At 43.2% G+C, this 18,853-nt stretch carries 19 protein-coding genes; 12 read left to right on the forward strand and 7 right to left on the reverse strand.

Going from position 1 to position 18,853, the window contains the following annotated elements; all coding sequences use genetic code 11:
- Positions 1-12: 12 nt before the first annotated feature.
- The 6 genes from ilvC (at position 13) to RTS09_RS01175 (ending at position 5,204) form a co-directional block, all read left to right on the forward strand.
- Positions 13-1,029, forward strand: coding sequence for a ketol-acid reductoisomerase (ilvC, locus tag RTS09_RS01150; RefSeq protein WP_065252581.1), 1,017 nt, complete (start codon positions 13-15; stop codon positions 1,027-1,029).
- Positions 1,030-1,177: 148 nt separating this feature from the next.
- Positions 1,178-1,717 carry a hypothetical protein gene (locus RTS09_RS01155; RefSeq protein WP_312533482.1) on the forward strand — a complete coding sequence of 180 codons (540 nt, stop codon included), beginning with the start codon at positions 1,178-1,180 and terminating at the stop codon, positions 1,715-1,717.
- A gap of 211 nt (positions 1,718-1,928) precedes the next feature.
- Positions 1,929-2,141 (forward strand): cold-shock protein, encoded by a 213-nt coding sequence (locus tag RTS09_RS01160; RefSeq protein WP_007116781.1) that lies wholly within the window; start codon positions 1,929-1,931, stop codon positions 2,139-2,141.
- Between the two features lie 469 nt (positions 2,142-2,610).
- Positions 2,611-3,360 (forward strand): electron transfer flavoprotein subunit beta/FixA family protein, encoded by a 750-nt coding sequence (locus RTS09_RS01165; RefSeq protein WP_050324357.1) that lies wholly within the window; start codon positions 2,611-2,613, stop codon positions 3,358-3,360.
- Positions 3,361-3,428: 68 nt separating this feature from the next.
- The gene (locus tag RTS09_RS01170; protein ID WP_060994967.1) at positions 3,429-4,361 is read left to right on the forward strand and encodes an electron transfer flavoprotein subunit alpha/FixB family protein; all 933 of its coding nucleotides are present in this window, start codon (positions 3,429-3,431) and stop codon (positions 4,359-4,361) included.
- Positions 4,362-4,568: 207 nt separating this feature from the next.
- Positions 4,569-5,204, forward strand: coding sequence for a hypothetical protein (locus tag RTS09_RS01175; protein WP_312533485.1), 636 nt, complete (start codon positions 4,569-4,571; stop codon positions 5,202-5,204).
- A gap of 89 nt (positions 5,205-5,293) precedes the next feature.
- Here RTS09_RS01175 and corA read toward each other — a convergent pair whose 3' ends face one another.
- The 3 genes from corA to RTS09_RS01190 all read right to left on the reverse strand — a co-directional run bounded on the left by corA (position 5,294) and on the right by RTS09_RS01190 (position 7,984).
- Positions 5,294-6,454 (reverse strand): magnesium/cobalt transporter CorA, encoded by a 1,161-nt coding sequence (corA, locus tag RTS09_RS01180; RefSeq protein ID WP_312533916.1) that lies wholly within the window; start codon positions 6,452-6,454, stop codon positions 5,294-5,296.
- A gap of 508 nt (positions 6,455-6,962) precedes the next feature.
- Positions 6,963-7,346 carry a DUF2237 family protein gene (locus RTS09_RS01185; RefSeq protein ID WP_065252584.1) on the reverse strand — a complete coding sequence of 128 codons (384 nt, stop codon included), beginning with the start codon at positions 7,344-7,346 and terminating at the stop codon, positions 6,963-6,965.
- A gap of 44 nt (positions 7,347-7,390) precedes the next feature.
- Complete coding sequence (locus tag RTS09_RS01190; RefSeq protein ID WP_312533488.1) at positions 7,391-7,984, reverse strand: glutathione S-transferase N-terminal domain-containing protein; 594 nt, start codon at positions 7,982-7,984, stop codon at positions 7,391-7,393.
- Between the two features lie 317 nt (positions 7,985-8,301).
- Between RTS09_RS01190 and RTS09_RS01195 the strand changes: the two genes are divergently transcribed.
- The 3 genes from RTS09_RS01195 to RTS09_RS01205 are packed head-to-tail and all read left to right on the forward strand — an operon-like array spanning position 8,302 to position 11,184.
- Positions 8,302-9,597 carry an ATP phosphoribosyltransferase regulatory subunit gene (locus RTS09_RS01195; protein ID WP_312533490.1) on the forward strand — a complete coding sequence of 432 codons (1,296 nt, stop codon included), beginning with the start codon at positions 8,302-8,304 and terminating at the stop codon, positions 9,595-9,597.
- A gap of 57 nt (positions 9,598-9,654) precedes the next feature.
- Positions 9,655-10,953: an adenylosuccinate synthase gene (locus RTS09_RS01200; RefSeq protein WP_007116772.1), complete on the forward strand. Its 1,299-nt coding sequence runs from the start codon at positions 9,655-9,657 to the stop codon at positions 10,951-10,953.
- Positions 10,954-10,977: 24 nt separating this feature from the next.
- Positions 10,978-11,184, forward strand: a complete 207-nt coding sequence (locus RTS09_RS01205; protein ID WP_099807969.1) for a hypothetical protein — start codon at positions 10,978-10,980, stop codon at positions 11,182-11,184.
- Positions 11,185-11,186: 2 nt separating this feature from the next.
- Here RTS09_RS01205 and RTS09_RS01210 read toward each other — a convergent pair whose 3' ends face one another.
- The 4 genes from RTS09_RS01210 to RTS09_RS01225 are packed head-to-tail and all read right to left on the reverse strand — an operon-like array spanning position 11,187 to position 14,021.
- On the reverse strand, positions 11,187-11,813 hold the full coding sequence (locus RTS09_RS01210) for a LysE family translocator (RefSeq protein ID WP_096488830.1): 627 nt from the start codon (positions 11,811-11,813) through the stop codon (positions 11,187-11,189).
- 41 nt (positions 11,814-11,854) lie between these two features.
- On the reverse strand, positions 11,855-12,673 hold the full coding sequence (locus RTS09_RS01215) for an ABC transporter permease (protein WP_282849411.1): 819 nt from the start codon (positions 12,671-12,673) through the stop codon (positions 11,855-11,857).
- Positions 12,670-13,386 carry an ABC transporter ATP-binding protein gene (locus RTS09_RS01220; protein WP_309595985.1) on the reverse strand — a complete coding sequence of 239 codons (717 nt, stop codon included), beginning with the start codon at positions 13,384-13,386 and terminating at the stop codon, positions 12,670-12,672. The genes RTS09_RS01215 and RTS09_RS01220 overlap by 4 nt, the downstream gene beginning before the upstream one ends.
- 56 nt (positions 13,387-13,442) lie before the next feature.
- A complete protein-coding gene (locus RTS09_RS01225; RefSeq protein ID WP_312533500.1) occupies positions 13,443-14,021 on the reverse strand; it encodes a cob(I)yrinic acid a,c-diamide adenosyltransferase in 579 nt (192 codons plus the stop codon).
- A 107-nt stretch (positions 14,022-14,128) separates the two neighbouring features.
- On the opposite strand from RTS09_RS01225, the gene cysS reads away from it, so the two are divergent.
- The 3 genes from cysS to glmM all read left to right on the forward strand — a co-directional run bounded on the left by cysS (position 14,129) and on the right by glmM (position 18,850).
- Positions 14,129-15,577 (forward strand): cysteine--tRNA ligase, encoded by a 1,449-nt coding sequence (cysS, locus tag RTS09_RS01230; RefSeq protein ID WP_312533502.1) that lies wholly within the window; start codon positions 14,129-14,131, stop codon positions 15,575-15,577.
- 241 nt (positions 15,578-15,818) lie between these two features.
- Positions 15,819-17,285: an IMP dehydrogenase gene (gene guaB / locus RTS09_RS01235; RefSeq protein WP_007116763.1), complete on the forward strand. Its 1,467-nt coding sequence runs from the start codon at positions 15,819-15,821 to the stop codon at positions 17,283-17,285.
- A 209-nt stretch (positions 17,286-17,494) separates the two neighbouring features.
- Entirely contained in the window at positions 17,495-18,850 is a 1,356-nt protein-coding gene (glmM, locus tag RTS09_RS01240; RefSeq protein WP_060994978.1) for a phosphoglucosamine mutase, read from the forward strand.
- The last annotated feature ends 3 nt before the right edge of the window (positions 18,851-18,853 follow it).

Raw genomic sequence — 18,853 nt, forward strand, 5'->3', positions numbered from 1 at the left:
AAGGAAATAGTTATGAACATTTTTTATGATAAAGATTGTGATCTATCAATCATCCAAGGCAAAAAAGTCGCGATTATCGGCTACGGCTCACAAGGTCACGCCCACGCATTAAACCTAAAAGACAGCGGCGTTGATGTTACGGTAGGTCTTCGTAAAGATTCATCATCTTGGAAAAAAGCAGAAAATGCCGGTCTAAAAGTGGCTGAAGTAGAAGAAGCAGTCAAGCAAGCTGACTTAGTCATGATTTTAACCCCTGATGAATTCCAAAAACAACTATACAATGACGTGATTGAGCCAAACATCAAACAAGGCGCCACGCTTGCATTTGCCCATGGTTTCTCAATCCATTACAACCAAGTGGTACCACGCAAAGACCTAGACGTCATCATGATTGCGCCAAAAGCACCGGGTCATACCGTGCGTAACGAATTTGCCACAGGCGGCGGTATTCCTGATTTAATCGCCGTTTACCAAGATGCCTCTGGTCAAGCCAAACAAGTGGCGTTGTCTTATGCAATGGGCGTCGGCGGTGGTCGTTCAGGTATCATCGAAACAACGTTCAAAGACGAAACTGAAACTGACCTATTTGGTGAGCAAGCAGTACTGTGTGGTGGTGCGGTTGAGCTGGTCAAAATGGGCTTTGAAACCTTGGTTGAAGCAGGCTATGCCCCAGAAATGGCGTACTTTGAATGTCTACACGAATTAAAATTGATTGTAGACTTGATGTACCAAGGCGGTATTGCTGATATGAACTACTCAATCAGTAACAACGCAGAATACGGTGAATACGTGACAGGTTTAGAAGTTATTAATGACCAATCACGTGAAGCGATGCGTAATGCCCTAAAACGTATCCAATCAGGCGAATATGCAAAAATGTTTATCGCTGAAGGTATGTCAAATTACCCATCAATGACAGCGCGCCGCCGTCAAACCGCTGAGCACGAAATCGAAAAAACAGGTGCCAAACTTCGCGGTATGATGCCTTGGATTACCTCAAGCAAAATCATCGACAAAGAGAAAAACTAGTTTTGAACCCAATTAGTTTTACCAATGACATCATACCCAATTGGTAAAAACGATAAAATGAAAATAACCCTGCGCTGTGTAAAGTTACATGGACAGGGTTTTTTAGTATAAAATAATGGGTATCGATATAAAGTTTATGAGATTTGTTTTGAATATAGCGTCTGTTTGGCAGTTGTCCACTGCAACTTTTTTACACACTTTTAGCGGTATGAGTTCTTTGCCTGCATTGGCAAATCCTTTGAATCACCTGATGGGGGATAGCTATACGTTAAATTGGCAAGCAATTTATCTGGTCGGTACCTTAATTGTCGCCCTACTGATTGCCTATGAATCCATAGTTTTGAAGAAAAATTTAGGAAAATTGCCGCAATCGACGTTATTTAGCGTGAGTTCCATATTAGAAACTGTGTGGCTTATGGTATCCGTGGTCGCCGTATATTATGGCGCATTTAGTAGCATTGCCAAAGTCGTGCCATTTGCCTATATTCTGTATAGCGTATTTGGTTGGATTTACGGATTTTATCTACTCAAAGATCAGGCGGGCGATATTAAAGATGTCGATGACATGAGTATGCCCATCAGATATATGGACTACAGCCTATCATTTTCACTGGTGATTACGGTGACCAGTATTGCGATATTTATCAATATGTTGATGAACGGTGTTATCGCCTTTAATCTAGCTTAATAAAGTCAATTTAAATGCCTTTTTAATTGTAACTTTGTGGTAAAAAAATCAAAAAATAGTAGGTGAAACGCTAAAACTAGGCTATACTGTCATTATTCGCTAAAATACACTTAACAAACTTTTAGCGATGACAATTTATAACACCCTGTATTTACCTAAGTAATTGCAAGCGTTATAGATAACATAGTTAATTTTTAATGTAGGATTTTTTATGTCAGATAAAGCTACTGGTACTGTAAAATGGTTCAATGAGAGCAAAGGCTTCGGCTTCATCGCTCAAGATAATGGCGGTCAAGACGTTTTTGCTCATTACAGTGCAATCCAAGGTTCAGGTTTTAAAACACTTAAAGAAGGTCAACGTGTGAGCTTCGTATTGAGCCAAGGTCAAAAAGGCCCACAAGCCGAACAAATTGAAGCACAATAATAATAACTACAAGCTTAATTGTTTGTTTATTAACTGCTTATCTTAATTAGCTTGCAATAAAGAAAAACAACCGGACGATAGGTTGTTTTTTTTTGCGCGTTTGTTTTGTGTTCAATGTTTATATCAAGCATAAGACATTGTATGTTGAATATTTAGTTAAAAAATTTCCCTAATTATTTTAGTTATGATATATTCGAAAAATTCAAGAATTTTTGATGTATTCAAACCATTTTTTTATGACTTAAAATTCATAGGATTTTCTTGATTTGTTGGGTAAGTTATCGCAACATATATTATTAACGAAGATAATGGGTATTGTGAGTATTCACAGTATACCTATACTTTTTAGCTTGCTAAGTTAGCTCACCAAGCTAGTTTAAGTTAAAAAGAATAGGATGTTCATTTTATCATGACTGGGGATACTTGGATTTATCCTCCTTTTTTAATTCATATAACAAACGAGGAACGTATGAAAGCATTAGTTGCTGTTAAACGTGTAGTTGACTATAACGTAAAAGTTCGTGTAAAAGCGGACAACACTGGTGTTGACTTAACCAATGTTAAAATGTCTGTAAACCCATTTGATGAGATTGCTGTGGAAGAAGCTGTACGCCTACAAGAAGCGGGCGTGGTCTCTGAAATTGTTGTTGTATCTATCGGACCAAAAGAAGCACAAGAACAAATCCGTGGTGCAATGGCACTGGGTGCAGATCGTGGTATTTTAGTTGAAACGACCGACACTGTGCGTCCCCTACAAGTCGCAAAAATTTTAAAAGCGATTGCACAAGCTGAAGCTGCTGACATCATTTTACTAGGCAAACAAGCGATTGATGATGACAACAACCAAACAGGTCAAATGCTAGCGGCATTGATGGATGTAGGTCAAGCAACCTTTGCATCACAAGTAAAAGTCGACGGTGGTAGCGTCAATGTAACACGTGAAATCGATGGTGGCTTACAAACCGTTCAGTTATCATTGCCTGCGGTTATCACCACTGATTTACGTTTAAATGAACCACGTTATGCCAAACTGCCTAACATCATGAAAGCGAAGAAAAAACCATTAGAAGAGAAAAAACCAGAAGATTATGGTGTTTCTACCGCTAGTAACATTCAAATCGTAAAAGTAACGCCACCTGCAGAACGTAAAGCGGGTGTTAAAGTTAAATCGGTTGACGAGTTAGTCGATAAATTAAGAAACGAAGCTAAAGTTATCTAATCACTTAACTACCTTCAATTTAATTCGTCATTTAACGATAGCGATTATCAAATATTAAGGAAAATCTCATGGCAATTTTAGTATATGCAGAACATGATAATAAAGAGCTGAAAAAAGCAACACTCAACACCGTAACGGCAGCAAGCAAAATCGGTGGCGATATCGTTGTATTAGTTGCAGGTCTTGGCTGTGAAGCCGTGGCAGAACAAGCCGCTAAAGTAGCGGGTGTTTCAAAGGTGCTTTGCGCAAGTAATGCTGCTTTTGAGCATCAACTGGCTGAAAACGTTGCTAAACTCGTGGTATCGCTTGCAGGTGATTATAGCCATATCGTTGCACCAGCAACAACAACAGGTAAAAACTTCTTACCACGCGTTGCCGCTTTGTTAGACGTCAATATGCTAACTGATGTAACCGCTGTAATTGATGCAGAGACATTTGAGCGTCCAATCTACGCAGGTAACGCCATTGCAACCGTTAAAGATACTGAAAGCAAAAAAGTTATCACAGTTCGTACCACCGCATTTGATGCAGCGGCAGCGGAAGGCGGCGCAGCTAGCATAGAACAAGTAAGCGCAGGTGAAGATGCGGGTAAATCAAAATTTGTCGGTGAAGAGTTGGCAAAATCTGATCGTCCAGAATTAACTGCTGCAGAGATTGTTGTATCAGGTGGTCGTGCATTAGCCAGCGGTGAAAACTTCACCAAGTATATTGAACCACTGGCTGATAAACTAGGCGCTGCGATGGGTGCATCACGTGCGGCAGTTGACGCAGGTTATGTGCCAAACGACCTACAAGTGGGTCAAACGGGTAAAATTGTCGCACCAAACCTATATATCGCCGCAGGTATCTCAGGTGCTATTCAGCATTTGGCAGGTATGAAAGATTCAAAAGTTATCGTTGCCATCAACAATGACCCAGAAGCGCCTATCTCTCAAGTGGCTGATTATTTCCTAGAAGGTGATATTTTTACAGTCTTGCCAGAACTAACTAGCAAATTGTAATCGCCGCTATCATAAGCTACTAAGCGATAAATATATAGGCGATAAATATAAAAAAACCTCATGCTTTTTGAGGTTTTTTTATTTGCTATTTACTCGTTAAGCAGTGACTTAATTATCGCTAAAAGTATATTGATTGTTGTATAGCGACTAGGTAATATAATAAAAATTGTGGGATTTTATTGATAGTAAATTTTCTGGGAATAAATTGTGAAAATGGATTTAAAAAAATTCCGTACAGAGATGCAGCAGCGGCTTAGCGAGCAGCAACTAGACAATGTGAAAGTACGTCCCTTTATCTGTTCAGGGTCACCCCTTAATTGCAAAATCATGATGGTCGGCTACAATCCAGCTCGCGAAGTTAATTTAGACGTGTTTGATGCCGATATTTGGCATGATGACATAGGGTTTGATCGTGAATCGTTTGCTGAGCATTATGACATCGCTAGCTACAATGATGATTTACAGTGGAATCGCAACCATATATTTCAGCAAAATTTGATTGATGAAATCTCAAATCATCCGGTGATTGAAACCTACCTTTATAGTGTTATCACCCCCAAAAAGACTTTATTAAGCCCTCAGCATAAACACACGCATCTATTTGATTGGCTATATAGCATTTTAAAACCTGTCTTAGTCATTACCCAAAATATTGATGTAATTAAATATTTTGAGCGAGAAGCCAATAAAATTCTGGTGAGAAATACTTTTAATGCCATCACTTATCGAGATTTACACTGTGTGATTTTGCCCATCAGCCATTTATCCAAAAAATGGAATGACACTGAAATGTACCATTTGAAAGAAGAAATTGATGAGCTGTTTAATTTAATTACTGTTTAGAGAATAGTGTTTAATTGATAAATTTATAAACCAATAATAAAAAAACCTAACAGCATCATCTGTTAAGCTTTTATAATTAAAGATAAAATTTATAACCAACCTGCCTTTTTAAAGCGATAGTAAAGCGTGAAACAAATGGTCAAAATAACGGCTAATAAGACATAGTAGGCATAATGCATTTTTAGTTCAGGCATATTTTCAAAGTTCATCCCATAAATCCCTGCTACGGCAGTCGGGACCGCGAGGATACCTGCCCAAGCGGCAAGTTTTCGTACCACCTCATTCTGACCCATATTGACCACTGCCATGTAAGTATCCATAGCAACACTGAGCATTTCGTTGAGTCCATTGACCGCATCGAGCGCACGCAGTAGATGGTCATTGACGTCGCGAAAATACGGTTTGGCTTGGCTAGGGAAACTTGGAATCAAATCAGTCTTTTTATGATTGATAAAAAAATTACAGATATCTTGTACGGGCAAGATGACAGCACGCATATGTACAAGCTGTGATTTTAATTCATACAAATTGCGCAGTGTATGCTTGTTAAAGTTTTCAGAGAAAATTTCCCGTTCTTGCTCACGCAAATAACGCCCTAATTTTTCAGTGATAGGTAAGTAGTTATCGACGATAAAGTCTAGGATGGCATGCAGCACAAAGATGGGTCCAAGGCGCAATTTTTCTGGTCGGCGATGGCAAAAATCTCGCACACTTTCGTAGCTATGAGAGGCACCTTGACGAATAGTGATGATATATTGCTTGCCCATAAAGATGGCCGTAGTGCCATAACGAATGGTGTTTTCGGTCAATTTGGCGGTTCGTACTACCACGAACACGCTATCATTACCATAGCTTTCAACTTTGGCGCGTTGATGTTCAGCGAAAGCATCTTCAATGGCAAGTTCGTGCAAGTCAAATGCCTCTTGGACTTCTCGAATGGTTTCGATACTTGGGTCGTGTAGTCCTACCCAAACAAACACGTTGTTGTTGGATAGTTCGCGGCGCACATCATCAAGCTCAATCTCGCCGATTTTTTCCCCAGATTTACGAGAGTAGGCAAAGCAGTTGGCAATCTCATTTTTCCCTTTAAAGCGATCTTCGGTGATTTCAGCTTCAGGGTTGTACTCAGGCGGTGGTACATCGGTAGGTGCATAGACTTCGACAGTGCCGTCATCGTCATAATTTTCGCCATAGATATAACTATCATCACCGTGCAAATCGAGTTCTTCATCAGTGATTTCATCATACATGACATCAGCGTTGGCAAGGGTAAAAGAATCCGTCGACATATCATGTGGCGGATTAAGTGTTGAGGCTAACGGCAGAGTGACGCGCTGGGTCGTCTGAGTGGGGTGCTCTAATAAATCGTCGCTGCGTTCAGATAAATTTTTGTTTTGGTGGGGTGGCGTCATAACCAAAAACCTCGCTATCACGATTTGAAAGAGTTGTATCAGATCGAATAAATGTGTCCAGTCGTTATCAAAGTACTTAAAAGGTAGCAACCACAAAACAGCAAGTAAACATCAAAGTAGGCAAATGCGCCTGTGTGTTCTTGCTATTTTGTAACTCTCAGTGATTTTTAAACGAATAAAAAAAGAAGTCATGCATTAACAATGCAATCATACGGCTAAAATTAGATGGATAATGATAACAGTGAAAAATGACAATCTCAAGATAATTATACGTGACAAGACCGCTAAAACCTAGCTTAATCTCGTTAACCATGGACTTAGCAACGGTCATTATTTCACTATCGCCTTAAATAGCGTACTGCTGCAGTGTCTCTATATCTACTAACTCTAAGAGACTCTCATGGCATGCGGCAAGCTTTAGCGGCGGCGCAACCCCTGCATCCAATGCTTCCACCCAGCGCAGGGCGCACACGCACCAAAAATCATTGGGCTGCAGCCCTGGAAAACCAAATTCGGGTAAAGGCGTCACCAAATCATTGCCTTTGGCAACAGAAAATTCTAAGAATTCTCGGGTCATTTTGGCGCAAACCGTGTGTAAGCCGACGTCACCAGCGCCGGTATGACAAAAACCATTTCGATAATAACCTGTTAACGGGTCAAAACAGCAACTCGCTAGTGCGGTACCCAGTACATTGGTTTGGTTTAATTCAGCTTTTGGATGATAGGACATAGTGAGCTCTTTTAATGTTTTGATTGGTTTAGATGGAGGATTAGTTAAAGTTTAAAGATAGATTTTGGTAGTTTTTCTAAAGCAATACTCTGAGTTTTTTGCATAAAATCTCGCTGATAAAATTGCTCGAGTGCTGATTTATTGACCTCAGTGACTGCCTTGTCAAACACCTCAGCCAAACGTAATTTTAAATACCCTAAGGCAATGCCAAAAAAGATTTGGCCGAGCGCGTCGCTTTGTGCATCGAGCTGTGGTGCATTGGGGAGTAAATTCGACAATAGACTGGTCGAGCGCTCAATAAATGGATGTGGGGTAGCAATTGATGGCTGAAAGCGCTCGGTGGCAAAGGCGCGAACGGTTTGGTTGATAATGCCTAAGCTCAGGCTTGTTAAAGCGGCAGATTTTTCATCAGCAAAAATTTGCGGCATAAGGTGCGCCAAAATCACACTGCTTTCGGTGATGAGTAATTGATTATCGGTGAGCAGGGCAGGTACTTGGCTAAAAGGGTTGACCGCTAATAATTCTTGTGGGTTTTCCCAAGGCATGACAAATATCAGCTCGGCATCAATTTGCTGGCGTAAACAGGCGACCATCACGAGACGGGCGAAAGGGGAGGTGGTTGAGACAAAGAGTTTCATGGGTGAATTGGATTTCCCTATAATGATTGCATAGCTGTAAGTTTTAATAAATAAGTTTCAATAAATAAGTTTCAATAAAATTTTATAGGAGTGTAGCATAAAAAATTGGGCAATAAAAAAATGCCTAAGCCCAGTGAAGCTATGATACAATGAAAAGGAAAAGTGCCCTTATTTTTATTCTTAGCATTTTATTTTTGTAAGTGCCCTTCTCATCGATTATTCTATGATTTTACATGGTAATTCATGGTCTATGTTTTCATATGGCCGCTTGTTGTCATGTCTAGTGATATATCATTTAATTATCCTTAGGATTTATTGTGTCAAATTTAGCATCAAATTCCACCAATGTGGCAAATCAGTCTGCTTTTTATCTTAATACAAAAAATACTTGGCTATTACCTGATGGGGTTGTCGATTTACTATCAACCGAAGCGGTAAAGCAAGAAACCCTGCGTTATCAATTGACCCGTATTTTAATCAGCCATGGCTATGAATTTATTAGCCCGCCTATGATTGAATATACCGAAAGCTTGCTCGGCTATGCGTCTGAAGATGTTAAATTACAAACTTTTAAAATCATTGATCAGCTAACCGGTCGGCTCATGGGGGTACGCGCAGATATCACCCCACAAATTGCGCGGATTGATGCGCGTCTTCACAATAATCAAGACACTAGTAACCCATCAAAATCAATTTCTCGCTATTGTTATGCAGGGCATGTAATCTATACCATGCCAAAAGGCTTATTTGGTTCGCGCACCCCGCTACAGTTGGGGGCTGAGATTTTTGGTACCGACTCACTAGCCAGTGAAGTGGAGCTATTAGATGTGCTATTTACCTTGTTAGATAGCACGGATGTGATTGCACGCTCGCATATTGATATTGGTCATGTGGCGATTTTTCAGCAGCTTTGCCAGCTTGCCAGTGTACCTACGTATCTGCAAGAAAAACTCATTGAGCTCTATGCCAATAAAGCGTTACCTGAGCTGAAACTTTTGACCAGCAAAATGAGCCAGTTTGGCGAACTTGCCAACGATTTTTATGTGCTAGGCGAGGCAGGTAATGACTTGCAAAAACTGAGCGAACGGCTCTCAACTCAAGCCAAACACGATGCTATCATTGCCAAAGCCTTGTCTGATTTGACTTATTTGGTGAGCTATCTTGAAGAGCACTGGGATGCCAACGTCAGTGTCGATGTCACAGGATTGGGATATCACTATCATACAGGCGTTGTCTTTAATGTGTACGTGGCAGATGAGTCATTGCCGCTGATTCGTGGCGGTCGTTTTAGCAATCATTTTCATCATGAAGTTGATAATACCGATGCCGTGCGTTCCGGCGTTGGCTTTAGCTGCGAGCTAAACCGTTGGCAAAATCATATCCAGGTACATGAGCAGCCTTTTACCGTGGTACCTTATAGCCATGTACAAACTATTTTACATGTACCCAATCATCCTGATGCGCCAGCGCTCAAACAAGCGATTGACTCACTACGCCAAGAGGGGCATCGGGTGATGATTGCGCTGGATGAAACCGATGAACCTGAGCAAACCACCCATCGTTTGCAAGTAGCGAATGGGGTTTGGTACTTAGAGCATTTGGCAGAAAATTAATTTTTAAGCTGTTGTAAACTTGTTTTTAGCAATTACTTTGATAAAAGGTGACTTATCATGAAACATACGGGAAAAAACGTCGTTGTCCTTGGTAGCCAGTGGGGCGATGAGGGTAAAGGCAAAATCGTTGACTTATTGACTGAAAAAGCCAGTGCGGTGGCGCGCTATCAAGGCGGTCATAATGCTGGTCACACTTTAGTCGTTGGCGGTAAAAAAACCGTATTACATTTGATTCCATCGGGTATTCTACGTGAAGGTGTCACTTGCTACATTGGTAATGGCGTGGTGCTGGCCCCAGATGCGCTATTAAAAGAAATGCAATCACTGGTTGAAGCAGGCGTGCCTGTGCGTGAGCGACTTCGTATTTCGCCCAACTGCCCACTGATCATGCCACAGCATGTAGCGCTTGACCAAGCCCGTGAAATCAAACGCGGCAACAACAAAATTGGCACGACCGGTCGTGGTATCGGCCCTGCGTACGAAGATAAAGTAGCGCGCCGTGCATTGCGTTTTGCTGATTTGTTGCGAGCTGACTTTGCCGATAAACTAAAAACTAACCTTGAGTTTCATAACTTTGCCTTGACCCAATACTATGGGGTGGACGCAGTCGATTTTGAGGCGACCTTAAAGCTGGCAGAAGAATGGCGTGATGCGCTAAAAGACTTGGTGGCTGATGTGACAGGCGAGCTTGACAAGCTATGCAAAGAAGGCAAAAACTTAATGTTTGAGGGCGCGCAAGGTACATTGCTTGACGTTGACCACGGCACTTATCCCTTCGTTACCAGCTCAAATACCACCGCTGGCGGCGTGGCGACGGGCACCGGTCTTGGACCCTTGTACTTTGACTACGTATTGGGTATCACCAAAGCTTACACCACACGCGTGGGGGCGGGTCCCTTCCCAACTGAGCTATTTGATGATATCGGTGAGCACATCGGTACTGTCGGTCAAGAATTTGGTGCTACCACGGGCCGCGCCCGTCGTTGTGGTTGGTTTGATGCAGCGATTCTACGCCGTGCTGTGGTACTAAACTCCCTATCTGGTATCTGCTTGACCAAGCTTGATGTGTTAGATGACCTTGAACAGCTCAATATCTGCACAGGTTATGAGTTGCCAAGTGGGGAAGTTTGCGGCTCTAGCGATGCGGAGTTTTACGAGAACGTGAAACCTATCTATGAAACTTTGCCAGGCTGGAAAACGAGCACTGTGGGCGTGACAGAGTATGACAAGCTACCTGAAAATGCCAAAGCTTATATCAAGCGCATTGAGCAGCTTATCGAGTGCCCCGTTGACATTATCTCAACAGGTCCAGACCGTGCTGAAACCATCGTGCTACGCGACCCATACGATGCCTAACCCTCACTTATCAAAAAACCCGATGTGACGTCGGGTTTTTTATCGCGCGCTTGGTTTGGTCGCGATGCCTTAGACTTTACCTATTTTTGGCAATTTTTGGCGGGCTCATGGCTTGGTACCCGACTGCGCCATAAAATCCGTTTAGACTGGCTAGAAAAAATCCTGCCGTATCTACTCACCCTCATAGCGCTCAAATTGATTGTCGATATCGCCCGTCACTATTTTTTTTGAACCTAATGCCAAAAAATCTCAGTGATGAGCGCGATGGCGATGATAATAAATATCAAGCCACATAAGCGATTAAGCCACATCAAGCGATTGCCAAATTGCAGCCAATCCGACAGTTTTTTGCCACTCATGGTATAAACCAGTTGCCAAGTTATCTCAATCATAAAAAAACCCACCGTGAGCATGAGGTATTGCGGCAGTAGAGGCGCGGAAAAGTTGATAAATTTGGGGAAAAATGCGGCAAAAAACAAAATCGCCTTGGGGTTGGACAACGACACCCAAATCCCTGTTTTAAACAGTTGCGCGGGGGTCGGTATCACCTGTAACTGGTCACTGTGCAATTCGCTGTCAGCTTGGCGCCAAGATTTTATCCCAAGATAGGCTAAATACAGCGCGCCCACGACTTTGATAATGGTCAGCAAAAAAGGCGCGTTGGTACTGATAAGCCCTAGCCCTAACAGTGACGTTGTCAATAAAATAAATAAACCCATGCTCAGCCCTGCCAACGTCCACAGGGTTTTTTTGATGCCATAATTGACACCAAATTGGAACGCTAATAGCATATTAGAGCCAGGCGCTGCCGAGATAAGGCAAGTACTGATTAAAAAAAATAAGAAATTTTGCAGGGTCATTAGAATTTTTAGTAAATAAATGAAAGATAGCCAATTAACGGTTAATGAGAAGTGTTGGCAGAGGGTGGAATGACAAACTGCCACTCCGGGTTAAAAAACCGTCGAAAAATCAGCAAAGTCGCTATTGTACACCCTAATGTACTGCTGGTGGCAATTAAAAACAGGGTAATAATTTGATAAAGCACGGCTTGGTGCGGGTCTGCGCCTGCCAAAATTTGTCCTGTCATCATACCCGGCAAGCTCACTAACCCCACCACCATCATGCTGTTAATCGTCGGTGTGATACCATTTTGAATGGCAGCAATGACATAGGGTTTTGCGGTTTCCCAAGGCGTGGCGGACAATGCCAAATAGGTATTAATCATACTTTGTTCGCGATGAAAACTGCTGACAAGTTGGTTCATAGAGAGTGAGACAGCGGTCAATGAATTACCTAAAATCAGCCCCAATAACGGTATCATGACTTGCGGACGAAACCATGTAGCTGCGTTGTCTGACAGCACCCACCCACCACCAAATATAGCTACCACCCAACTACTGACAAACACCGCCAACGCCGTATCCCAAAATAAACCTTGATAAGGCTTTTTAACCCGATTTTTGGCAGCGATACTAGCGATAATCGACATAAAAGTCAAAATTGCCAACACTTCATACCATTGCTCTCTGGCAAAAATCCACGCAAGTACCAGTCCAATTAAGCTTAGTTGAACCACCGTGCGAAAACTTGCAATGAGCAGGGATTTGACGATACCCAGTTTCAACCAAACACTGATTGCCATCACCAGTAATAATGCCAGGCTTGCCAGCGCTACTTGTAGGTAGGAGATAGCGGGCATGGTGATGGCTAACATCATCATGGCTGATTGCCTTGTGATACGGATGCGAGTGCTTTGCTATCCACCGTTAACTTGTGATTGCTTAATTGACCATCAGCCATCGTCCAGTGGCTAGTGCCAATCGCCAATAAGCGCTGAATTTGGGTCGGCTCATGGCTGATCCACACGACGGTGGCATTGGGGGTGGACTGATACCAGTGGTTAATCAATGTTTCGACTTGCTGGGTGGTGGTGGCATCAAGGGAGGCGGTAGGCTCATCGAGTAATAAAATGGTCGGGTGCAATTGTAGCGTGCGTAATAAATTGACGAGCTGTTTTTCGCCACCCGATAAGCTGCGGCTATCTTGCTGTAAAAACTGCGGTGATTTGCCAAGGTTAACTAGCTGCTGCTCGTGCCAAGATACATCGATTTTTTTGTCTTTATAAAGTGCAAAGCTAAAGGGCAGGCTCAAGTTGTCTAAGACGCTGCCCTCAATCATCTCACTTAGTTGCGCAATATAGGCCACCTGTGAGCGCCAAATAGCCGGCGTCAAATCGGTCAAATTTTTGCCGTTTAAGGTAATGTGACCTGCTGACTTAGGTAATAGGCTAGATAGCAGCTTTAACAGTAACGATTTGCCACTGCCAGACTGTCCTGTGATGACAATAAAGTCATGGTCATGGATTTCACCTGAAACATGATTGACGAGTGTTCGATGGTCGATTTGGTAGGACAGTTGGTCAAATTGCAGCATGGCTTTTTAAGTATGGTGTTTTTAACGGATAGCGTTTTTAAAGTATCGTGATAGAGTTATGACAGGGTGGCTTTATCCCAAAGCACTTCTTGACCGGCATCCAACCGAGCAACGACACGCGCCAATACAAACAGCCAATCGGATAGACGATTGATAAACTGTAGACTGAGTGGTGAGACATTATCATCCCGCGAATTTAATGCCACGAGTAGGCGCTCAGCGTCTCGGCAGTAGCAGCGAGCGATATGCACTTGGCTGGTCACAAGGGTACCTGCAGGCAAAATAAAATCTTTGAGGGGTGGTAAATGGGTGTTCCACTCATCAATTTGATTTTCCAGCTCTGTCACATACTCTGCCAAAATCCCGCGGTATTCGGGCATGGCAAGCTCACCCCCTAGATTGAAAAGCTGATGCTGCAAGCGGCCTAGCTTAGCATCAAATTGGGCATGGCTATCTTGAGTATGGTTAAATTGAGTAAGATAGCCCCGCAATAAACCGATTTGGGAGTTTAATAAGTCAATTTTGCCCATGGCGTCAAAGCGTAAGTCTGCCTTAGACACCCGTGAACCATCCGCCATGCCAGTGGTGCCGTCATCGCCCGTTCGGGTGTAAATCTTTGATAATCGATTGCCCATTATAGAGACCTTAAAGTGTGAAATATGCCAAATCATAGCACTTTTAACAAAATTTCGGTATGATAACCGATTGTCTTTTTTACCCAACTTGCAAAGGTGACTATCCCATGACCCAGCTGACACAGCCCATGCCGATTACCATATATGACTCGATGAGTGGACAAAAACGCCCATTCACGCCCTTAGAAGCAGGCAAGGTTGGCATGTATGTCTGTGGGATGACAGTCTATGATTATTGCCACATTGGTCATGCACGGGTCATGGTCGGCTTTGATGTGGTTGTGCGCTGGCTGCGTCATATTGGCTATGATGTCAACTATGTGCGTAATATTACCGATATTGATGACAAAATTATTAACCGCGCTAAGGACAATGGCGAAAGTATCTATCAGTTGACAGACCGCTTTATCAAAGCCATGCATGAAGATGCTGATAATCTGGGCTGTGAGCGTCCTAACAGTGAGCCAAAAGCCACGGATTTTATCCCACAGATGCAACATCTAATCCAAACGCTGGAAAGCAAAAATTTAGCCTATCAAGGCGCAACGGGCGACGTCTATTATGCGGTCGAAAATTTTGCTGAGTATGGCAAGCTCTCAAAACGTCGCCTAGCCGATATGCAAGCAGGTGCCAGCGAGCGGGTAAATGTTGAGACAGACAAAAAAAATCCGTTTGACTTTGTATTGTGGAAATCTGCCAAACAAACAGAGCCGTCTGAGACCAAATGGCAGTCACCTTGGGGTGTGGGTCGTCCAGGTTGGCATATCGAATGTTCGGCGATGAGTACTTGCTGCTTGGGCGACACCTTCGATATTCACGGCGGCGGGCATGATTTGCAGTTTCCGCACCACGAGAACGAAATTGCCCAATCTGAAGGCGCAACCGGTAAAACCTATGCCAACAACTGGATGCACGTGGGTTTTATCAATGTTGACGGCGAGAAAATGTCAAAATCACTGGGTAATTTCTTTACCATTCGCGATGTGATGGGACAGTTTCACCCAGAGACCATTCGTTTCTTTATTTTATCGAGTCATTATCGCAGTCCAGTGAATTTCTCAGATAGCGCGCTTAAAGAAGCCCAAACCAGCCTCACGCGTCTGTATCAAGCCTTAAAATCTGTAGAAAGCCTCACCGAACTAGCCGGCGAGATTGACAAAACCCCATTTGAAACCCCCTTTAATCAAGCGATGTGCGATGATTTTAACAGTGCAGGGGCGGTGAGTGTATTATTTAGTCTGGCACGTGAAATCAACAAAGCAGTCAATCTCGAAACCGCTGAAGGCAATGCCCAAGCGCTGGCGTTGGCAACATTGCTAAAAGATTTGTCACAACCGCTCAATATTTTACAGCTTAATCCAACCGATTTTTTACAAGCAAAAGTGGGCGAAACGACCGGGTTAAGTGATAGTGAGATTGAAGCATTCATCGAAGCGCGCAAGCAAGCCAAAGCGGACAAAGACTTTGCCAAAGCTGACCAAATTCGTAATGATTTGAAGGCGCAAGGCGTTGAGCTAGAAGACGGTAAAAATGGCACGATGTGGCGCCGTGTTTAAGCTGATTTTAACCTGTCGCGGTTTAAATCGCTTGATAATTTAACCGATTTTAGCTAGAATAGACGGTTAATCAAAAACTAAACGATGGTGTCAATTGAATATACCAATGACAACACGCTAAATCCAAAGGCTGGGCAGGGAACTGTTCAGCCTTTTGCGGTTTTTTGGCTGTCAAATTTTTCACCACGACAAAATTTTAATTACTATTTAACTACTTACTCTTAACTACTCCGAGGTCTTTATGTTACGAATCGTTGATGAAGCACTTACCTTTGATGATGTGCTGCTACTACCTGCTTATTCCGAAGTCTTGCCTAAAATGGTAGATTTAAAAACCCGTTTGACGCGCGGTATTGAGCTAAATTTACCCATCGTATCTGCCGCGATGGATACTGTGACTGAATCACAAATGGCGATTACCATTGCCCAGCTTGGCGGTATGGGTATTTTGCACAAAAACATGGACATTGATTTACAAGCCATGCAAGTACGCCGGGTGAAAAAATTTGAAGCCGGTACGGTTGTTGATCCTATCAGCGTATCACCCGATACCAGTGTAGGCGAATTGCTTCGCATCACCAAAGAAAACAAAATCAGCGGTGTGCCTGTGGTAGAAGGTAACCAAGTGGTCGGTATCGTCACCCACCGTGATATCCGTTTTGAAAATAATCTAAGCCAGCCTGTTCGCAATATCATGACCCCAAAAGAAAAATTGGTGACAGTTAAAGAAGGCGAGCCCACAGAGAATATCAAACGTTTGCTACACGAACACCGTATCGAAAAAGTGATTGTTGTGGACGACAATTTTCAATTAAAAGGCTTGATTACTGTCAATGACTTCACCAAAGCTGAAAACAACCCAAATGCTTGCCGCGATAGCAAAGGTCGCTTACGTGTTGGCGCGGCAGTGGGTACGGGTGCAGATACCGAAGCCCGCGTTGAAGCGCTCATCGCTGCCGATGTGGACGTGATTGTTGTAGATACTGCACATGGTCATTCAAAAGGCGTTATTGATCGCGTGGCTTGGGTGAAAAAGAACTATCCAAACATCCAAGTGATTGGCGGTAATATCGCCACTGCTGATGCGGCACTAGCGTTGCGTGATGCGGGTGCCGATGCGGTCAAAGTGGGTATCGGTCCGGGCTCTATCTGTACCACACGTATTATCGCAGGTATCGGCGTGCCGCAAATTTCAGCGATTAGCAACGTGGCTGATGCGCTAAAAAATGACATTCCACTGATAGCCGATGGTGGTATCCGTTTTTCAGGTGATATGGCAAAAGCGTTAGCAGCAGGTGCCTCTTCTATCATGGTGGGTTCGCTACTTGCAGGTACTGAAGAAGCGCCAGGGGAAGTTGAGCTATTCCAAGGTCGCTATTACAAAGCCTACCGTGGTATGGGTTCGCTAGGTGCGATGTCAGGACAAAACGGTTCATCCGATCGTTATTTCCAAGACGCCAAAGAAGGGGTAGAAAAATTGGTACCCGAAGGTATCGAAGGTCGCGTCCCTTACAAAGGTCCAATGAACGGTATTATCAACCAATTAGCCGGTGGCTTACGTTCGTCAATGGGTTATACAGGCTGTGCCAATATTGAAGAAATGCGTAGCAAACCCCAGTTTGTGCGTGTGACTTCGGCAGGTATGAAAGAATCTCACGTACATGACGTGCAAATCACCAAAGAAGCACCGAATTACCGTGTAAACTAAATGATATGTTGATTGCGCTAAAACTGGGTTAACTACCCAGTTTTTTTATAGCCCAATTTATAGCCCAATTTATAGCCCAAAGTTTTTACAGCCTAGATTGACACCTTGCCGAGTGACCCATAAAAACAAACAGATGTCGCAACATGCGTGAAATTTTGCTATGCTAAAATTTTATATTCTTATAACAATGGGCGACAAAGGAGAATTAAATGAGTTATTTTGGTACTGATGGTATTCGTGGTAAGTTTGGGGAATTTCCGATACATCCGCAGTTTTTAATCAAACTAGGCTATGCCACGGGTAAAGTGCTGCTAGCTAACCAAGCGACCCCAAACGAAAATCATCGTCCCAATGTCGTCATTGGTAAAGATACGCGGCTCTCTGGCTATGTTATTGAAGCCTGTCTGCAAGCAGGATTTAACGCTGCAGGAGTAGATGTGCATATGCTAGGCACTATTCCAACCCCTGCCATCGCGCATTTGACCCGAAGTTTTCACGCTGATGCGGGCGTGGTGATATCCGCATCCCACAATCCGTTTTATGACAACGGTATCAAATTTTTCTCCAATGAAGGCAAAAAGCTGTCAGATGAAATTCAACAAGCCATCAATGAAAAAATTGATGAAATCAAAGATATCAATGTCGTCATTGATACCCCAGAAGCGCTAGGCAAAAGTTATCGTGTGGAAGATGCCAAAGGTCGCTATATCGAGTTTTGTAAGGGCACTTTCCCCTACAACCTAAATTTAAATGCCCTAAAAATCGTCGTTGACTGTGCCAATGGCGCAGGATACAGTGTCGCACCCCGTGTATTACGTGAGTTAGGTGCCACCGTAATTGCGATTGGCGATAAACCCGATGGCATTAATATCAACGACAATGTCGGCTCTACGCATCCGGCAAACTTGCAACAAGCGGTGCTTGACCATGATGCCCAAGTGGGTATTGCTTTAGATGGCGATGGCGACCGTATCATCATGGTCAATGAAAAAGGCGAGTTGGTTGATGGTGATGGCATTTTATATATTTTAGCCACCCAAGCAGCGCAACAAGTCGATGGCGTGGTAGGTACCTTGATGACCAACATGGGTCTGCAATTGGCGTTTGACAAAGCCGGTATTGCCTTTGAGCGCGCCAAAGTCGGCGACCGCTATGTCATGCAAGGACTTGAAAAAAATGGCTGGGTACTGGGCGGTGAGTCATCGGGTCATATTTTAACGCTAGATAAAGCCAGTACGGGCGATGCGATTGTGGCAGGTTTGCAAGTGCTTGCGGTGATGGCGCAGAGCAAACAATCATTATCAGAGCTGATGAAGGGTTATACGCAGCTACCACAAAAATTGGTCAATGTCAGATTGGCGCAAAAACAAGATCCCTATACCTTCCCAGAATTGGCAAATGCGTTTAAAGCTGCCGAAGAAAAATTGACAGGACGGGGTCGTTTACTGATTCGTCAATCAGGTACAGAGCCATTGATTCGGGTGATGGTCGAAAGCGATGATGAGATTGAGTGCGATATGCTAGCCAATGAACTTGCTGAAAAAGTACGCCAAGTGATGGCGTAAAGT

This window comes from Moraxella sp. CTOTU47618 (assembly GCF_032017425.1).
Taxonomy (GTDB): Bacteria; Pseudomonadota; Gammaproteobacteria; order Pseudomonadales; family Moraxellaceae; genus Faucicola; species Faucicola tetraodonis.

Coding starts and splice junctions, on each gene's coding strand:
- guaB (WP_007116763.1), top strand. CDS start 15,819: ATGTTACGAATCGTTGATGAAGCACTTACCTTTGATGATGTGCTGCTA.
- RTS09_RS01225 (WP_312533500.1), bottom strand. CDS start 14,021: ATGGGCAATCGATTATCAAAGATTTACACCCGAACGGGCGATGACGGC.
- RTS09_RS01185 (WP_065252584.1), bottom strand. CDS start 7,346: ATGTCCTATCATCCAAAAGCTGAATTAAACCAAACCAATGTACTGGGT.
- glmM (WP_060994978.1), top strand. CDS start 17,495: ATGAGTTATTTTGGTACTGATGGTATTCGTGGTAAGTTTGGGGAATTT.
- RTS09_RS01190 (WP_312533488.1), bottom strand. CDS start 7,984: ATGAAACTCTTTGTCTCAACCACCTCCCCTTTCGCCCGTCTCGTGATG.
- RTS09_RS01165 (WP_050324357.1), top strand. CDS start 2,611: ATGAAAGCATTAGTTGCTGTTAAACGTGTAGTTGACTATAACGTAAAA.
- ilvC (WP_065252581.1), top strand. CDS start 13: ATGAACATTTTTTATGATAAAGATTGTGATCTATCAATCATCCAAGGC.
- RTS09_RS01220 (WP_309595985.1), bottom strand. CDS start 13,386: ATGCTGCAATTTGACCAACTGTCCTACCAAATCGACCATCGAACACTC.
- RTS09_RS01210 (WP_096488830.1), bottom strand. CDS start 11,813: ATGACCCTGCAAAATTTCTTATTTTTTTTAATCAGTACTTGCCTTATC.
- RTS09_RS01170 (WP_060994967.1), top strand. CDS start 3,429: ATGGCAATTTTAGTATATGCAGAACATGATAATAAAGAGCTGAAAAAA.
- RTS09_RS01160 (WP_007116781.1), top strand. CDS start 1,929: ATGTCAGATAAAGCTACTGGTACTGTAAAATGGTTCAATGAGAGCAAA.
- corA (WP_312533916.1), bottom strand. CDS start 6,454: ATGTATGATGAAATCACTGATGAAGAACTCGATTTGCACGGTGATGAT.
- cysS (WP_312533502.1), top strand. CDS start 14,129: ATGACCCAGCTGACACAGCCCATGCCGATTACCATATATGACTCGATG.
- RTS09_RS01200 (WP_007116772.1), top strand. CDS start 9,655: ATGAAACATACGGGAAAAAACGTCGTTGTCCTTGGTAGCCAGTGGGGC.
- RTS09_RS01215 (WP_282849411.1), bottom strand. CDS start 12,673: ATGATGATGTTAGCCATCACCATGCCCGCTATCTCCTACCTACAAGTA.